Genomic DNA, 15688 nt, shown 5'->3' on the forward strand with positions numbered 1-15688 from the left:
TACAGCCCGAAGTGCACAGTCTTGAGGAGATGTCGCCCGCCATGTGATGCCGGCACGGTGTCCGGTTCTACGCGGCCGGCGCCGCCAGGCGGAAGCCCACGCCGATCGCTTCAAGATCGGGCTCGTAGGCGCCGTGCCGGCGGGCGCACCGGGCCAGGTCCCGGTCGTGGCGGAACGCGCCGCCTCGGGTGATGTGCCGGTCGAAAGCCCAGTCCTCGGTGCTCGGCACCTCGGCGGGCGCGCCAGGGTAGGGGGCGTAGAGGCTAGAGGTCCACTCGTCGGCGTTACCCGCCATGTCCAGCACCCCGAAAGGGCTGGCGCCCTTGGGGAACGAGCCGACCGGCGTCGTGGTGCCGATACCGAGGTCCACCAGATTGGCCAGGCCGGTGCGGTACTCCTCACCCCAAGGGAACTCGCGGCCGTCGTCGCCCCGCGCGGCCCGCTCCCACTCGTCCTCCGTGGGTAGCCGCACCTCGTGGCCGCCGAGCCGTTCCCCGAGCCACCGGCAGTAGGCCGTTGCCGCCTCCCAGGCGACCCCGATGACCGGGTGGTCCGCCGGCGCCTGTGGGACCGGTCGGCCGGTGGCCGCCGCGAAGCTTGTCCACTGGCCGACCGTGACCGGTGTACGGGCGATCCGGAACGCCTGCACGTGGATCTCCGCACGCGGGGCCTCCTTCATGTACCACTCCACCGGCACCCCGGTGTCCGCATAGTGGCGGGCCACTGCCGCCACCTCGTGGACCGGCGTACCTCGATGCAGCAACCCGGCCGGGACCTCGACCCAGTTCACCTGCTCCACCCGCACGGCTCCTCCTCGGCTCGCAGCGGACAACCCTCATGATCGTCTCGGTGGTCGGGGCGGGCATCGGCCGATGTACCCATCTCTACAGCGACCTTGGAACCAGGCTGTGCTCCGAAATGGCAAGCGGGGCACGTTCGCGTGTACCGGGTGACCATCTTCATGGCCCTGGCAAGCGGATGCTGTTGCTGATTTCGCTTGCCTCAACCTGCGGCTGGGGGCTCGACCGAGGTTGCGAAGGTCGGGAGCATCACATGCAAGCAGTACAACGAGTTGGTGGTCCGGGCTCCTTCAGAAGCTCGTTCTGACATCATGCTGCATGCGGATCGCACACGTAGACGGCCTGTTCAGCTGAAGGACGCTTTCCACCGCCCACTCTCAGGGGACTCTCGTGAAGAAGAGCATCATGACGGCCGGCACGCCCCTCATCAGCGGCACCGTAATTGCCGCCGCCAGTATCACGCAGGGCAACTATGTCGGCGGCGGCTTCGCCCTCGTCACGTGTGCGGTCATCTCGTCGGTCCTGCACTTCAAATCCCGTCGGCGACGTCGCCCAGCCGGAGCGTGAAACGGTGCTGCTGAGGGCCCATGGGTCCGTTTCTCCTGCTCTCCATACCGCTTTCACCGCTTCGCCCAGCGGGCGGCGGGGCGAACGGCGCAGCGGGTGAGGCGCCGTGACATCAGCCGGACTGCGGCCCGGTTGCGCATCGCTTCGGAACTCTCGGGTAGCCGACTGCGCCTGCCTTCGCCGAACTGCCGAGCGGGCCGCAGCCGGCCTCGGTGAACGCCTGAACGAGACCTGCGGGCCACGGCAGAGAACCTGGCGTACCAGTCGTCGAACAACGGACGCGCGAGGGACGGCGTGGCCCTGGCCGAGGCCGCACCGCACGGAGCACGATCCGCAGCGCCCGCAGTCGCCCGCGCCCTCTTCGGACGACGTCGCCGCTTTGTCGGTCAGGGGATGAGGGGCACGGTCTCGGCGCTGTTGGTCGACCAGTTGGTGACGATGGGCTTGTCGACGACTGCGGGCTCGGGCAGCGTCAGCTCGGCGGGGTTGGAGTCGTCCTCGGTAAGAGCGACGATGACGCTCTCGAACTCGGTGCCGCCGTCGGTGCCGGTGGTCTTGGGGCTGATACCGGTATAGGCGACCGTCGAGCCGGAGAGCTTGATGGGGTCCTCACCGCCCTGCCCCACGGGGGACGCCACACCGTCCGCACCCGAACCGAAGGACACACTGGGGGTGTTGACGTCCAGATAGCACGTGATGCCGGACTTGGCCTTCGCCGTGACCAGGTAGTAGCCCCCGGCCTGGGATTCCCAAGTGAGCGTGAAGCTCACATCGTTGGTGCCGCAGGACTGCCCGTAACCGCTCTTGTCGCCGCCACCGTTCGCGGCCTCCTCTGCCGTGCTGCCCTCACCCGAGCCGGCCTTGGCATTACTGGCCTGTGCGCCACCGGAGGCGGAGCCGCCGTCCGCCGTCGAGCCATTGCCTGAGGACGGGGACGGGGACACCGAAGACGTCGAGGACGAGGAGACGCTGGAGGCCTTCGCGCCGCTCGCCGCGTCGGTGTCCGAGCCGGAGCAGGCCGTCAGAGACAGCCCCGCGACCGCCGTCAGAGTTGCGGCGGCGATCCGCAGTTTGCGGCGCCTGGCGATACGAGCAGTGGTGGAGCGCATGGCGGGTCCCCTTGAAGCGGTCGGCGTTGTTGTTTCCCGGTGACGACTACGACTCTGCCCGCAGCCGCTACCGTCTGGTCGCCGAGCGCTAACGCCTCACTAACGCCCCAGAGCTGCGCGGCTGTCGTACACAGCACCAGGGGTACAAAACTCCGCACCATGCCGGGCTGAAACCTGGTCACCCAGCCGCACCACAGCACGCGCCGCAGCCCCGGGCCCTCCCCGGCCCGGTCAGCTTGTTCCTTGTCCTCGGCGGTCACGCACCGCGCCGGGCGCACAGAGCACCGCGTCCGCCAGCACGACCTTTGTCTCGTTCAGCGCACCTTGATCGAGGCACATATTGGTGGCCAGTTCAGATTCCCCGCTCACGGCCAGTCAGCCGGGAGTCATCTGGCCGCGAAAGTCACAACGCGTAGTCGTCAACAAGGTGGCTACCCGGCCTCGGTCGTCGGCTCCCCGGTTTGCCGCGGGGTTTCCACCGGGAAGTGGATCGGACTGAGCAGGTATTGCGCCCGCTCGGGGCCGGGCGAGTTGGACAGCCGCGGCACGATGGCCGCGCGCAGCTCGCCGCTCAGCTCCACGAGTTCCGCTCGGCTGAGCCAGAGGGCGTGTTGCCGGTAGCCCACTTGGTCGGCCACGGGGTCTGCGTCCTCTCGGTCGAGATAGGCGTTGAACTCGGCCAGCAGGGCGGTCATCGCGGTGGCGAACGCCTGCCGGTGGTCCTCGGTGGTGAGCGTGCGGACCGTCTCGGCGCCGATGACGGCCTGGTCCGGGCGCAGTCGGTAGTGCCGTTCCACCGCCCCGCGCACCCTGTGCTCCTCTGCCACCTCGAGGATTCCGCCGCTCACCAGCAGGTTGATGTTCCGGTAGACGGTGGCCTTGGAGGCGTCGGGGATGCGCGCGCACAGCTGGGCGGTGGTCCGGAGTCTGCCGCCGCCCATCGCGTGCACGATCCGCAGGCGGATGGGGTGGGCGAGCAGCTGCAGGGAGTCCATGCCTGAACCTTCTCACGGCTGCTACCTTTCTCAATCATGCGAACGAATGGGGTTGGGGCACTGGAGGTGGCGCGCGGTTTCGCCGCGTTGCTGCGGGCGGAACATTTCGACCGGGCCACGGAACTCTTCGCGGCCCCGCTGCGGGCCGCGGTCTCTGCCGAGGCACTGCAACTGGCCTGGGCGGCAGAGGCAGTTGGCCAGGGCGGGATCCGGGAGATCCAGGAGCCGGAGATCGAGGCCGGCGAAGCCGACCCGGTCCGGGTGCGCATCGCGGTCAGTGGCGCCGACGGAAGCTTCACCGTGGTCACGTCGGTCGGCAGCGACGGCCTGCTGCACGGACTACGCCTCGATCCGTACGGTGACGCCGAGTGGCAGCCACCGTGCTACGCACAGCAGCACCGGTTCAGCGAACGGGAAGTTCTACTCGAAACCGGGCCGCTCGCCGTGCCCGGCACACTCACCCTGCCCGACGGTGATGGACCATGGTCCGCCGTGGTCCTGCTCGCCGGCGGCGGGCCGTTCGACCGGGACGGGGCCAGCGGTCCGAACAAGCCGCTGAAGGACCTCGCTTGGGGGCTCGCCTCCCGCCAGGTGGCCGTACTGCGTTTCGACAAGCCGACTTTCGCCCACCCGGGCCGGCTGCCCTCCGGGTTCACTATGGCCGATGAATACCTGCCGCCCGCCCTCGCTGCCGTCCAACTGCTCCGCCGGCAACCCGAAGTGGACCCGGACCGGATCTACCTGCTCGGCCACAGCATGGGCGGCAAAGCGGCGCCGCGGATCGCAGCCGCCGACCCGTCGATCGCTGGCCTGGTGCTGCTTGCCGCGGACGCGCAGCCGATGCACCGGGCGGCTGTTCGGGTGGCCCGCCACCTCGCGGCCCTCGCCGCCTACCCGGGCGCTGACGAGGCGGTGGCCGCGCTTGCCAGGAAGGCCGAGTTGGTGGCAAGCCCCGAACTCACCTCCGAGACACCGCCGGAGCTCCTGCCCCTGGGGTTCTCCGCCTCCTACTGGCTCGATCTGCGCGCTTATGACCCGGTAGCCACTGCGGCCGCACTGGCCTGTCCGATGCTGATCCTGCAGGGCGGGCGGGATTACCAGGTGACCGTCGCCGACGACCTGGCACTGTGGCAGCGCGCGCTGGAGAACCAGCCCGGCGTGGCGATCCGGATCCACCAGGATGCCAACCATCTCTTCCTGTCCGGCAGCGGCCGCCCCTCCCCGGCCGAGTACGCCAGGCCGGGACACGTCCTCCCGGCGGTGGTGGACGAGATCGCGGCCTGGCTGGCACGACCGTAGGGGAAAACAGGGCCCACCCAGGTTGAAGCCGCCACGCGCCCACAATGGTCACCGTCGGTTACACCGTTACTGGCCGTACGTGGGGAATTCCTGGTGGCCGCTGTCAGGTACATGATGCTCAGGCGAAGGCCACCTCAGCGTCAGGAGAATGCCGAGGTGAGCGGCTTAGTTCGAGACTGTTTCGATACGGGAAGGTCGAACAGACCGCGCTACGCGGGTGAAGTCGATGAGTTTGGGTGGCGATAGGAGTCTGATGCAGGACACCCGATCTCTGGAGGCTGCCGTATGGCTGAACCACACATTTTGTAAACTCGGAAAGCTCTGGAACGGGCGATCCACGTCGAGCGGTTGGCGCTCGCACAAGACCTCGCTGAGCTCAGTGAGGCCCAATGGGCGAAAGCATCACTGTGTGAACGCTGGACCGTGGAGCAGGTCGTAGCCCACCTGACGGCAGGTGCCAGCACGAAGATGTGGCGCTGGCTGCTGAGCATGCTGGCCGCACGGTTCGACCCCGATCTGCACAACGACCGACGGCTCGCAAAGCACCGTGGTGCTACACCTGAAGAGACCTTGCGGCGATTTCGCGCAGTTGTCGCTGGGCCCGCCGGGCCGACAGGACATACTGCGGCCTGGCTGGGGGAGATAGTCGTCCACAGCGAGGACATCCGTCGGCCGTTGGGTCTTGTGCGGACGCCCCCGGTAGCCACCACGACTGCCGTAGCCCGGTTCTTCGCCGGCCGCGATTTCACCGTGGCGAGCAAAACTGCAACCGCGGGCTTGCGGCTCGAGGCCGCAGACGGACCGTTCACCACCGGCTCGGGAGATCTGCTCCGGGGGCCGACCCTCTCGCTGGTGATGGGGATGGCAGGCCGCGCAGTGGCCTGCGAGGACCTTGAAGGGGACGGTGCGGCAGTCCTGCGTGCCCGACTGCGCTCAGGTTGAAGAACAAGCTAAGAACCTGTTCGTGCACCCGCAGGAGCCGGGGCCACCGGTACAAATCTGCGCTCACGCGCCTTTGCTTCCGGCTGAATCGCCGGGAAAAGGGGACGCACGGCCGGTCAGTCTGCTGAGGGAATGTTCGCGTTCGAGTCTGCTGCGGGAATGTTCGCGTCGTAGTACACGTACCACGCCTCATCGTTCGTGCTCTGCGGCCGGGGCGGCCAAGGACAGGGCAACGGCGGCAAGTACCACGAAAGTGGTCGTCTTCATGCGGGATCGATTTGCGCAAGGCGGGTGTTGCGGTGGGGCCGGCACGGAGCGGTCCCGGCTCCTGGAGCGAAACGGTAGGGCTTGGAGTCTTCCGAGACCGGCTGGGGCCGCTTCGGCGACTGTGCGGCTCCAGCCACCGCCTTCCGGGGCGGTTGCCGGGCTGTCTCGGATCGTCGTCAGCACAGTGTGGGGCGCGACGCGCGACGTACGCTCCCCGGCCGATGACTACATCCATGGACGGCGTTGACGGACCGGACGCCACCGCGAGGCGCTTTGGACCCCGCCCGCCCACGGGTTGCCGGCCATGTGCGGGGGAACCGGGCCGGTGGCGGGCTTGCCGGTGTCCCGGCGGGAGGGGGACGGTGGTGGGAAACTGACGCCGATACCCCCCAGGACCCCGGAGGCAAGGGTTGACGTTCGACGTATCGCAGCAGGCCACCACCCCCGAACGGGAGACCACCGCCGCGCGGGTGGAGGCGCTGGAGAGGGAAGCCGTCCAGCTGAGGGAAGCCGTTGCCGCGCATGCTGAGGTCGGGCAGGCGATCGGCATCGTCGTGGCCGCCGCCCACATCCCGCCCGCCCGGGCCTGGACCGTGTTGCGGAAGATCTCCCAGCGCCAACACCAAACTCCGGCGCGTGGCCGGCCTGCTCACCCACTGGGCCTGCACCGGCGAACTTTCCGCTCCGGTGGGCACCGGGTTCTACCGCCGGCTCCGCGCCTGCCGGGCCTGCCCGCCGGCGGAATCGTCCGGTACGCGCGCCCCAGGCGTGCGCTCACGTCATCCTTGAGGCCGGTCGGGTATCCGACCAGTGGCAGAGGGGTGGTGGGGTGAGGCAACAGGCTGACGTGGTCGAGACGCTGACGCGTGCCGAGGCCGCGATGAGCAAGTCCCGTGCGCTGCGGTCACAGGCCCGGCGGCTGGTCGAGGCGAGCCGCGCACTCCTGCGCAGCCGGGAGCAGAAACGGCGAGCCCGGTGAGGGCGGCGGGCCTGGGAGTGACCACGCGGTTCGCGCGGCGGCCTGGGCGATCAGCCGTCGTCCTTCCTGAGGAGCCCTCTGGGTGGCGCTCAGGGCGCCCGGCGCAGTGTGCCGGTGGTCGGTGTCTGCTTGAGGGGTGGGTGGCTATGTGTCGGGGTCGGTGAGTGCGGGGTCCGGTGGCGGGGCGGTGCGCAGGCGTAAGGCGGTGAGGCGGGCGTGTTCGGAGCGGCGGCGCAGGTCGGTGGCGTGTTCGGGCTGTTGGAGGGCCAGGCGGTCGTATTCGTCGGCGAGTGTGTCCTGGGCGGCGGCCAGGGCGGCTGTGACGGTCATGAGTTGTTCGTGCAGGTGCCGCACGCTGGCTTCTGCTGCCTGCCGTGGTGAGGTGCCGTCCTGCTGCCGTGCGCCGGGGGTGGTCATCTGGCGGATGACGGCGAGTTGTTCCCACGCGTCGCGTGTGTCCGCCCGCTGCAGGGCGGCTTCGCTGCGGGCCAGTCGGTCCTGGCTGGCGTGCATCAGTCGGCGGGAGCGCTGGATCGCTTCGTAGGAGCGCTGTCGGTGGCTGGGGACCGTATCGTGCAGCGCGCGGCTGCGGACGTCCAGCCTGCTCTCCCATGCCGCCATCTGTGCCTCGCGTGCATCGTCGGCGACCTCGCGTGCATCCGCGGCGTGTTCGCGCTGGTCGGCGACGTCCTCGCGGGCGTCGGCGAGCAGGTCGCGTTGGTCGGCGGCGTCCTCGCGTGCATCGGCAAGATGCTCGCGTCGCCCGGCGAGCAGGTCGCGTCGGTCGGCCGCGGCCTCGCGCGCATCGGCCTGGCGGATGCGTGGTGTGACAGGAGCTGTGGCTGCGTACGGTTCCGTGTCTGTCCGGTCTGGCTCCATGCTGACAGTCTCCTGCGGAACGGCACGGCGGTCGTGGGCTTGGACCGTCAACAACCCATGTGCAGCGGGGGGCTTCCGTCAGGGCTGGGGTCGGCGTGGCCGCCCGGGGTCTCGGACCGTCTTCGCACTTTCGGGGACCACGGCTTACGGCTGCTGGGGCCGAACGGCTCTATGGCCGGGCGGGGTTGACCGGCGATTGTGTGCATGGGTGAGCCGCTCGGCGGGCGGCGGTGGTCTGCTTCGGCAGTGAGGCGGACCACCGCCGCCTGCGGCGAGCCCCAGGGGCGGGTGCTGGCGCCGGCCCGGGCGGGCAGGGCCGCGCGGATAGGGCACGGCGAGGCGGGAGCCCCGGGCAGGTCTCCTACCCGGCGCGGATGGTCTCGCCGGGCACGGGTTGTGGTGGCTGCGGGGTGCGGCCGCGCGTGGCCCATGCCTGGCTTTCGGTGATCTGTTGTTCGCTTTTTTGGCGCAGTGCTTGCGCGGTGGCGCGGGCCGCGGCGGTGCGCGCACGCAGCTGTACCCAGTCCTGTGCGCTCGCCATACCTGTCACTCCTCCACCCGTGCACCGCTGGACACCTTGTTGAGAGTGGGTGACGGTGTCGTGCGGCCGCAGCACCGGCGGCGAACACGGCGCCATGGTCGCTGTCCGGCAAACGAACTTGCGGCGCTCGACGCCCGCATGCCGGAGCTCGGCCGGCACCGCGGCGTTTTGGCCGATCAGCTCGGTCTGCGCGGGAGTGTGCGTGATGGTGATGTCCAGCCTGCCGGTGTGACCGTTACGGGAAGGAAAAGAGCGCTCATCGGCGCTGGGCCGATGGCGGGAGGACAGTGCCTCATCTGCTGTGTTGGCGGTGTTCCCGGCGGGTGGCCGCGATCCCGGGGGCGGCTGTGACCGCCGGCGGCTGGCGGCTGTGGCCGTGCCGGGGACCGGTCGTGTCGTGGCAGGGTCCCGCGGCCTGCTGGGGGAGTAGCGTGGGCCTACGGCGTGAACCTGTCTTGCTCCGGCGCGTGTTGAGCCAGGCTGGACCGTTCGGCCGCATTCCGCCCTGACCCTGCGCTATGAGCAACGACGCAGAGATCTGCTCTGGGGCAGGGGACAGGCCATGACGGTCACCACGCGTGAACTGGACATGTCCAGGGCGGTACTTGATCTGGTGAGCCGTCCTGCGGATCTGGATGTGCTGGAACTGCTGTACGACCTGACCGCGTATGCGGCCGCGTTCCTGCCGGTGCGGGCGGGGATCACGGTGCTGGACGACGGCGGGGATGTCGCCTATCTGACCGCCTCGGACGAGCTCTGCCGCCGCTTCGAGCAGGACCAGCTCGATCTGGACGAGGGGCCGTGTCTGGACAGCGCCCGCACCCATGAACCGCTGCCGGTAGCGTTGCTGGACAGCGAGCAGGCCACGGCCCGCTGGCCGCGTTTCGCGCCCCGCGCGGTGGCCGCCTCCATCACCGCGGTGGCCGCGATTCCCCTGCACACCCCCGACCTGATGCTGGGCGCCCTCAACCTGATCAGCACGGGCCCGCCGCTGCCCTCAGGGCGCGACCTGCACCTGGTCCAGGTCCTGGCCGATGCCGCCGCCCTCGCGCTCACCCACCGCCGCGACATCGTGGGCCGGGAGGAGACGATCCGTCAGTTGCAGACCGCCCTGGACAGCCGGATCGTCATCGAACAGGCCAAGGGCGTCCTCGCCGCCCGCCTGCAGGTGACCATGGACGCATCGTTCACCCTGCTGCGCGGCCACGCCCGCGCCACCCAGCAACCCTTGACCGTGCTGGCCACCCGGATCGCCCACCGCGACATCCCGGACGCCCTGCTCGAGAAGACCCGCTGATGTGGCCGGCCGCACCCGCCCGCCGCCCCCCACCCTGGGGGGCCGGGCCGTGGACGCACGTGACCTTCCCGCGCTGCTGACCGGGATGCGCCGGGCCGCCCGTACCGGGCAGGACCTGTCCGCGTTCTCCGCCCGCACGCTGGCCCACCACACCCAGGCGGACTGCCTGACCCTCACCCTCATCTCCGCCCAGGGCGCCCTCGAGGTGCTGTGGGCCGACCCCGCCGACCACGTCGGCCTGCCGCTGGAGGATCTGCAGTACACCCTCGGCGAAGGCCCCACCGTGGACGCCGCCCACACCCACCACCTCATCACCGTCCCCGACCTGCACACCGCCACCCGCTGGCCCGCCCTGGCCGACGCCGCCCCCGCCGCCCGCGCCATCGCCGCACTCCCGGTACGCCTGGGCGTCATCGTCCCCGCCGTACTGACCGCCTGCCGCACCACACCCACCCCCTTCACCCCCGACCAGCTCACCACCCTCACCACCGTCACCCACGCCCTGATCCACCCCCTCCTGCACACCACCATCCACCCCACCGACACCGGCCCCGGCACCCCGGACCTGCTGCGCGCCGAGGTCCACCAGGCCGCCGGCATCACTGCCGCCGACCTCGACATCCCCATCGAACAGGCCTTGCTGCGGCTACGCTCCCACGCCTTTGCAGGCGGCCGCCCACTGCGCGAGATCGCGCACGACGTGGTCACCGGCCGCCTCCACCTCGACCCCACCTGACCACCCCTGGACGCGGACGGACGAGGGGCTTTCCGGCGACGCCATCAAGCATCAGAGGACCGCCACACAAAGCCCCGCCCCAAAAAGGGCCCCGGCACGCCCGCCAGCGGGGGCGTGCCCTGGGGGCGTGCACGGGCGCCCTCTGCTTCCACTCGGGACTATCGGCCTGGCCGTTGCGGGAGTAGCGTCGGTGGCAGTCCGTGAATATGCCTCGCCGTCAGCGCGGCGGGCGACTGTATCGGCACTCTCTCGGGCCCGTGGACGGGTCCCCACGCCAGCGGCTGCTTCAGCGGGACACTGCTCCCGCCTCATAAGCACCGCACGTCTGCGTGGACGAGGCTTCCCCCAAGCGGATTCGTTGCCCGTTGGCGATTGCGGTGCACGGCCCCTTGCGGCCCGTTGGTGATCGCGGTGCACGGCCTTTTGCGGGGAATCCTGTGATGCGTGACTACTTCGTCGATGACCGCCTACTGATCACCCCCCTACGCCACGAGGAGGGGGTACGACCGTGTGGCGACGTCGTCGGCACGCACCAAGTCCCCCTCGTCACAGCAGTTGCCGAATGCGCACAGCGGGCCGATGAGATCACGGTCGATCTCACCCGCGTCGACCACCTCTCCAACAGCGGTCTGGCGGCCTTGGTCGGCTTCGCCCGCACCCTGCGCCCCCCGCAGTACCTGCGCGTAACAGCCGGCCACGAACTCCGCCTGGCCCAGCGGCTCACCGAGCGCGGCTGGGACCAAATCGACACCCTGCGCCTGCACGGCGCACAGGGGCCAGCCCTGGGCCGCGGGAGACGCCCGCTGACACCGCGGGCTGTACTGCCAGGTCCTGCCAACCGCGAGGGCGGATCAGCGGGCCATGGCCGGCACAGCGGGCTTGCAGGCTTGCAGACGGAAGTCCGGAGCAGGGGCATGGTGGTGAAAAACGGACGCCGATGCCCCGAGACCTCGAGGTGCTGCGGGAGATCTCCCAGCGCACCAACACCAAGCTGCGCCGCGTGATTGGCCTGCTCACCCACGGGGCCACACCGGCGAACTCTCCACCCCGCTGCGCACCGAGCGTGTCCGTGAACGCGCCGAGGCGAAGGGGAACTTGCCCGGCGCGCCACGGGCCGCGGACCACGGCAGTGGGTATCAGCGGAGGTGCCGGGAGAAGAACCTCAGCGTGCTGTCCAGCTCGAATGCCGGGATCTCCCCGTGCTTGCCGGGGTTGGCATGCAGCGTCTTCTCGGTCGAGGCCAAGGCGTCGAACAGCGCCATGCTCTGCACTCGTGGCACCCGCTCGTCGTCCCACTGCACCAAGAACTCCACCGGGACGGTGATCGCCGCGGCAGCCTCGGCCGAGGCCAGGGCCCCGCCCAAGCCCAGTACCGCCGCCCGGACTCGGGGTTCGGCAGCGACGAACGGAACGCCGAGTCCGCACCCCAGCGAGACCCCCCAGTAGCCCACTGGCCCGACGCCGACGTGGTCTAGCTGCTGGACCGCGTCCAGGGTCGCCTGCCATTCCGGCACCGTCTGGCGGGCCACGAGCGCCTGGAAACCCGCGATCAGCACAGCCAGCTCTTCACCGGCCTCGATGCGAGCCTGGTTCTCGGTCGCTACCCGGTCGTATTCCTCGACCTTCGGCCGGTCGCCATGGGCGGGCACGTCGAGTGCCACGACCGCGAAACCGAGTTCTGTCACGAAGCGGCGTGCACGGGCCAGGATGTCGGGGGCCTTCTTGTGCTGTCCGCCACCGTGCCCCATCAGGACGAGCGGACGGGCGCCGACAGCAGCTTCCGGCGTCCACAGCACGCCAGGAATCTCATGGAGGGTAAAGAGCTGTTCGCGGACGCCGACGGACGACGTCTCAGAGAGGAAGCGCATAGCGTTTCGAGCCTTTCGGGATGCCTTTGCGGGCGCTCCCTAGGCCATGCAGGGGAGGGAGGCCCGGCCGCCTGTGAAAGCGTTGATGGGTCTCACCTCCTTGGTACGCAGCAGTGCACGGCGGCAGGAACGTATCACGAGGTACTTCCCCCGGGGCCCGGGTGGGGAGGCCGGCGGGGCGAACCTTGCCTGGTGCGGCACAAGCCGGCCTCGACCCGCCGCCGGGCCTGCGCCCGATGAAGCCGGACCGCTGGGCAGAGATCGGTGGCGAGCGAGGCGTTCCTCTGCTCGCCGGAGCATGAAACGCTAGGAGCAGTCTGGACTGTCCACCGGAGGGTGAGGTTGTGCCGGTGCTTGGGGCTGTACCGAGTGGGCCCGTCTGGTGGGACGAGCGCACTCTGGCGCGTATGGAGCAGTCCTGCAGGGCTGTCGCTCTGCGTCGATGGGCTGCGCGCAGGCGGGCCGTGGCTGTCGAGATGCGGCTGCAGGCGATCTCGATGCGGGTGAGCACCCGGGGCATGCGTGCGGGAGCGCCCGCGATCGCACCGTATGTTTCCGCCAGTGCCGGGACGGCGGTGGAGCGGTCGGTGCTGTCGGCTGTGCTGACCGAGCAGGCCAAGGGCGTCCTCGCGGCCCGCTTCAGTTGCACCCCCGAGCAGGCCCTGTTTCTCCTGCACGAGCACTGCCGCAGGACAAACGTGCCCGTGACGGTCCTGGCCCACCACGTCGCGCTGCACCACGACCTCAGCTCCTGAGGCCGGGCTTCGCATACAGGCACCCACGACCTCAGCTCCTGAGGCCGGGCTTCGCATACAGGCACGTATGCAGACGGGCGCACCGCCTGCCTGTGGCGGCCCGGTGCGGATGACCGGCGCCCCGGCAGGGTGTTCAGGAACGGGTTTGTGAGATGGAGGCGGCCGACGCGTGAGCGGTTACCTGGTGACAGACGGTGACGAGCTGCTCCACCTGGCCATCGGTCAGTCCTGCGTGCAGCGAGAGGCGGACGAGGGAGCGCTTGCGTGGGGTGGCCGGTGAGCAGAACACGGAACCGAACACGCCGCCCTCCTCCAGCGCGTCGCGCAGGCGCATCGTCGCCCTCTCCGGGCCGCCGGTCAGGGCGGCACCAGTCAGGGCCGCCACTGCGAGGGCGGTGCGGACACGCATGGATCCCCCATGGGTGAGGGGTGATCTGACGCTGAAGACCTCCCCTGCCACCCGGGCCGGCCATCCGGACTCGGCGGTAGATCACTCGAACGGTTGGGCGATTGCAACAGATCCAGGCAGGCGTGAACTTCCCGGCCAGAGGGGCGCAGCGGCCGCCCCTTTCAAGGTGGGGGTCCTGGCCGCGGCGTCACAGTGCCACACGGCGTCCCGGGGCCCGCCCTCCGGGCCGCCGGCCGCTCCGCGCTCGGCAGGGCCGCCTCCGGCGCCCTGAGCCCCGCCACGCTCAGGTGTCTACGAGGCGTTCGGGTTCGAGATCGTGAACGTGAGGGGGATGCGGGCGGGGCGGCCGGCCGCCCCGCGCTCCGGTAGGGCCGCCTCCGGCATCCTGAAGCCTCACCGCCGTGCTGCTCAATTTGGGCCGGCCGCTTTGGGGTACTCCAGTCATCCTGACGTGTCCGAGACGAAGGAGTTCGCCCGCGATGACGAACCTGCTCGGCTTCCTCGGTGTGGTGATGCTGGCCTACCTCGTACCAGGGCCGGACTTCCTGGTGATCGTCCGGGCGGGAGCCCGGGACACGGCCCTCGGCCGCGCGGCGGCCTGGGGCGCGCAGAGCGGGCTCTGCGTCCACATGTGCGCCGCGGCGCTCGGCCTGTCGGTGATCGCCGCCCGCTCGGCGTACGCGTTCACCGTCATCAAACTGGCAGGCGCCGCCTACCTGGTGTTCCTCGGAGTCCGCGCGCTGCTCGCCGCCCGCTCCGGTGCGGCCCCGCCGCACCGCGCCCCCGCCGCTGACCGCGAGCCCCCGGGGACCTTCCGCTCCAGTTTCACGGAGGGTTTCCTCACCAATGTGCTCAACCCGAAGGCCGCGCTCTTCTTCCTGAGCGTCCTGCCCCAGTTCGTGACCAGTGGCGACGGGCCCGCCACGGGCCAGATCTTCTTGCTCGGAGCCGTCGACATCGCTGTGGGACTGGCCTACTGGTTCGCGCTGGTGGCGTTCGCCGCGCGGCTGCGGCCGCTCCTGACCGACATCGCGAAGCGCCGGATCTGGGACCGGATCAGCGGGACCCTGCTCGTCGGGATCGGTGTGGGGATCGCCGCCACAGACTGAGGGCGCGCACGCGGAGAACGCCTACCTGGCATGCACCGGAGTGGCGCTTCGGTGGAGTCGCCCGTGAAAGGGCGCTCCAAGAACTCGGGGAAGAACTCGAAGAGTTGCAGTCTGACGATTGATTCGGAAATGCGGAGTACGCCTTCAGGGAAGCTCTGGATGTGCTGACTGGTCGATCGGTGGTGTGGGCGTGGTCGTCGATGCCCGTGACCAGTTTGCATTCGCGTCCGTCGGCCAGGAACACCCCCGAGACGATGTCCATCTGCCATGACTGCATCGGAGCGTCTCATTGCCAGCGGCGGTACTTCCGCTTGTGCTGCTGGTCCTGGTGGCTTACCAGACCGTTGCGGACAAGGATCCGGTGAACGGTCGCGCGGGACGAAAGCGGTTGCACGTTGCGCTGGCCGAGCTCGTGCACCAGGGGCCGGGCTCCCCACCGCGGGTGCTGCTGCCGCAGTTCGCAGATCAAGGATTCTAGATCCGCAGGCAACCGGCTCGGACTGGATCGAGGGCGTCGCGACCGCTTCCGCAACCCCTCGACACCTTGGTCCCTTCCGCCATGCATGGGCCGTCTGCCGCGACACCCCGGCGCGTAAAGCCACCTCGACCGCAGGCGCCCCGTCGAGCACTCCAGTACGGCGCGAGGTGCTGCGCCTCAAGTCTGATCGACCACCAGGAGAGAGAGTCCTGGTCCGCGGGCAGCCGTCGAGCCGGCCGCCGCAGCGGCCACGCCGGCGCGGGCGGTCGAACGGGCCCGGCGTCCGGTGTTCGTCGAACTCGACGCGGTGCGCCGACTCGCGCTCCCGAAGGTCGTCACCGTCTGCAACGACGATGCGTACGGGGCGGAGGTGCACCACGTCGGCCCCGACGGGCGCGCCCTGGTCACCGTCGAGTTCGTGCTCACGGACATCGCCGCCGTGGGCCGCGGCTACGGGTTCGAAGAGGTGCCCGTGCGGCGCGGCGAGGACCCGAAGGCCGTCGGGCACTGGGTCGAGAGACCGCGGACCGCGCCCTTGCCCATCGCCGCCAAGGCGCCCGCGAACACGGCTCCTGGTGGCTGGAGGAGGCGTTGCGTGGGCACTGAACCCAGTAAGGGCGCCGACTGACGGTGCCTGCGGGACGACACAGGGGGGCAG

19 protein-coding genes are annotated in these 15688 nt (G+C 69.9%); 10 read left to right on the forward strand and 9 right to left on the reverse strand.

The features are described from left to right. Nucleotides 1–67 precede the first annotated feature (67 nt). Complete coding sequence (locus ABD366_RS27430) at nucleotides 68–805, reverse strand: formylglycine-generating enzyme family protein (protein ID WP_324765656.1); 738 nt, start codon at nucleotides 803–805, stop codon at nucleotides 68–70. Nucleotides 806–1190: 385 nt separating this feature from the next. Here ABD366_RS27430 and ABD366_RS27435 point away from each other — a divergent pair, with 385 nt between their 5' ends. Beyond that, on the forward strand, nucleotides 1191–1367 hold the full coding sequence (locus ABD366_RS27435; RefSeq protein WP_324765655.1) for a hypothetical protein: 177 nt from the start codon (nucleotides 1191–1193) through the stop codon (nucleotides 1365–1367). A 386-nt stretch (nucleotides 1368–1753) separates the two neighbouring features. Here the strand turns inward: ABD366_RS27435 and ABD366_RS27440 are convergent, their stop codons facing one another. Both ABD366_RS27440 and ABD366_RS27445 read right to left on the reverse strand, forming a co-directional pair. Beyond that, entirely contained in the window at nucleotides 1754–2476 is a 723-nt protein-coding gene (locus ABD366_RS27440) for a hypothetical protein (protein WP_324765654.1), read from the reverse strand. Between the two features lie 431 nt (nucleotides 2477–2907). After that, complete coding sequence (locus tag ABD366_RS27445; protein WP_324765653.1) at nucleotides 2908–3471, reverse strand: helix-turn-helix domain-containing protein; 564 nt, start codon at nucleotides 3469–3471, stop codon at nucleotides 2908–2910. A gap of 36 nt (nucleotides 3472–3507) precedes the next feature. On the opposite strand from ABD366_RS27445, the gene ABD366_RS27450 reads away from it, so the two are divergent. The 4 genes from ABD366_RS27450 to ABD366_RS27460 all read left to right on the forward strand — a co-directional run bounded on the left by ABD366_RS27450 (nucleotide 3508) and on the right by ABD366_RS27460 (nucleotide 6958). Beyond that, nucleotides 3508–4770: an alpha/beta hydrolase gene (locus ABD366_RS27450; RefSeq protein WP_324765652.1), complete on the forward strand. Its 1263-nt coding sequence runs from the start codon at nucleotides 3508–3510 to the stop codon at nucleotides 4768–4770. 333 nt (nucleotides 4771–5103) lie between these two features. Beyond that, a complete protein-coding gene (locus ABD366_RS27455) occupies nucleotides 5104–5712 on the forward strand; it encodes a maleylpyruvate isomerase family mycothiol-dependent enzyme (RefSeq protein ID WP_344442662.1) in 609 nt (202 codons plus the stop codon). Nucleotides 5713–6449: 737 nt separating this feature from the next. Next, nucleotides 6450–6812, forward strand: a complete 363-nt coding sequence (locus ABD366_RS43520; protein WP_411293597.1) for an ANTAR domain-containing protein — start codon at nucleotides 6450–6452, stop codon at nucleotides 6810–6812. Next, entirely contained in the window at nucleotides 6809–6958 is a 150-nt protein-coding gene (locus tag ABD366_RS27460) for a hypothetical protein (RefSeq protein ID WP_324765651.1), read from the forward strand. Before ABD366_RS43520 ends, ABD366_RS27460 begins: the two co-directional genes overlap by 4 nt. A gap of 144 nt (nucleotides 6959–7102) precedes the next feature. Here ABD366_RS27460 and ABD366_RS27465 read toward each other — a convergent pair whose 3' ends face one another. Next, nucleotides 7103–7837, reverse strand: a complete 735-nt coding sequence (locus ABD366_RS27465; protein WP_324765650.1) for a hypothetical protein — start codon at nucleotides 7835–7837, stop codon at nucleotides 7103–7105. A gap of 361 nt (nucleotides 7838–8198) precedes the next feature. Beyond that, nucleotides 8199–8378 carry a hypothetical protein gene (locus tag ABD366_RS27470; RefSeq protein WP_324765649.1) on the reverse strand — a complete coding sequence of 60 codons (180 nt, stop codon included), beginning with the start codon at nucleotides 8376–8378 and terminating at the stop codon, nucleotides 8199–8201. A gap of 562 nt (nucleotides 8379–8940) precedes the next feature. Between ABD366_RS27470 and ABD366_RS27475 the strand changes: the two genes are divergently transcribed. Together ABD366_RS27475 and ABD366_RS27480 are read left to right on the forward strand one after the other, a co-directional pair. Then, complete coding sequence (locus ABD366_RS27475) at nucleotides 8941–9675, forward strand: GAF and ANTAR domain-containing protein (RefSeq protein WP_324765648.1); 735 nt, start codon at nucleotides 8941–8943, stop codon at nucleotides 9673–9675. A 49-nt stretch (nucleotides 9676–9724) separates the two neighbouring features. Continuing rightward, the gene (locus ABD366_RS27480) at nucleotides 9725–10411 is read left to right on the forward strand and encodes an ANTAR domain-containing protein (protein ID WP_324765647.1); all 687 of its coding nucleotides are present in this window, start codon (nucleotides 9725–9727) and stop codon (nucleotides 10409–10411) included. 482 nt (nucleotides 10412–10893) lie between these two features. On the opposite strand, the gene ABD366_RS27485 is transcribed toward ABD366_RS27480, so the two are convergent. Next, nucleotides 10894–11154 carry a hypothetical protein gene (locus ABD366_RS27485; protein ID WP_324765646.1) on the reverse strand — a complete coding sequence of 87 codons (261 nt, stop codon included), beginning with the start codon at nucleotides 11152–11154 and terminating at the stop codon, nucleotides 10894–10896. A 393-nt stretch (nucleotides 11155–11547) separates the two neighbouring features. Next, the gene (locus tag ABD366_RS27490; RefSeq protein WP_324765645.1) at nucleotides 11548–12279 is read right to left on the reverse strand and encodes a dienelactone hydrolase family protein; all 732 of its coding nucleotides are present in this window, start codon (nucleotides 12277–12279) and stop codon (nucleotides 11548–11550) included. A 464-nt stretch (nucleotides 12280–12743) separates the two neighbouring features. Here ABD366_RS27490 and ABD366_RS27495 point away from each other — a divergent pair, with 464 nt between their 5' ends. Then, on the forward strand, nucleotides 12744–13034 hold the full coding sequence (locus tag ABD366_RS27495; protein WP_324765644.1) for an ANTAR domain-containing protein: 291 nt from the start codon (nucleotides 12744–12746) through the stop codon (nucleotides 13032–13034). 133 nt (nucleotides 13035–13167) lie between these two features. On the opposite strand, the gene ABD366_RS27500 is transcribed toward ABD366_RS27495, so the two are convergent. Further along, nucleotides 13168–13443 carry a hypothetical protein gene (locus tag ABD366_RS27500; protein WP_324765643.1) on the reverse strand — a complete coding sequence of 92 codons (276 nt, stop codon included), beginning with the start codon at nucleotides 13441–13443 and terminating at the stop codon, nucleotides 13168–13170. A gap of 479 nt (nucleotides 13444–13922) precedes the next feature. On the opposite strand from ABD366_RS27500, the gene ABD366_RS27505 reads away from it, so the two are divergent. Continuing rightward, nucleotides 13923–14552, forward strand: a complete 630-nt coding sequence (locus ABD366_RS27505; RefSeq protein WP_324765642.1) for a LysE family translocator — start codon at nucleotides 13923–13925, stop codon at nucleotides 14550–14552. Nucleotides 14553–14838: 286 nt separating this feature from the next. On the opposite strand, the gene ABD366_RS27510 is transcribed toward ABD366_RS27505, so the two are convergent. Further along, on the reverse strand, nucleotides 14839–15117 hold the full coding sequence (locus ABD366_RS27510; RefSeq protein WP_324765641.1) for a helix-turn-helix domain-containing protein: 279 nt from the start codon (nucleotides 15115–15117) through the stop codon (nucleotides 14839–14841). Between the two features lie 199 nt (nucleotides 15118–15316). On the opposite strand from ABD366_RS27510, the gene ABD366_RS27515 reads away from it, so the two are divergent. Continuing rightward, the gene (locus tag ABD366_RS27515; protein ID WP_324765640.1) at nucleotides 15317–15658 is read left to right on the forward strand and encodes a thiamine pyrophosphate-dependent enzyme; all 342 of its coding nucleotides are present in this window, start codon (nucleotides 15317–15319) and stop codon (nucleotides 15656–15658) included. The last annotated feature ends 30 nt before the right edge of the window (nucleotides 15659–15688 follow it).

It is taken from the genome of Streptomyces kunmingensis (assembly GCF_039533535.1).
In the GTDB taxonomy this organism is placed as follows: Bacteria; Actinomycetota; Actinomycetes; order Streptomycetales; family Streptomycetaceae; genus Streptomyces; species Streptomyces kunmingensis.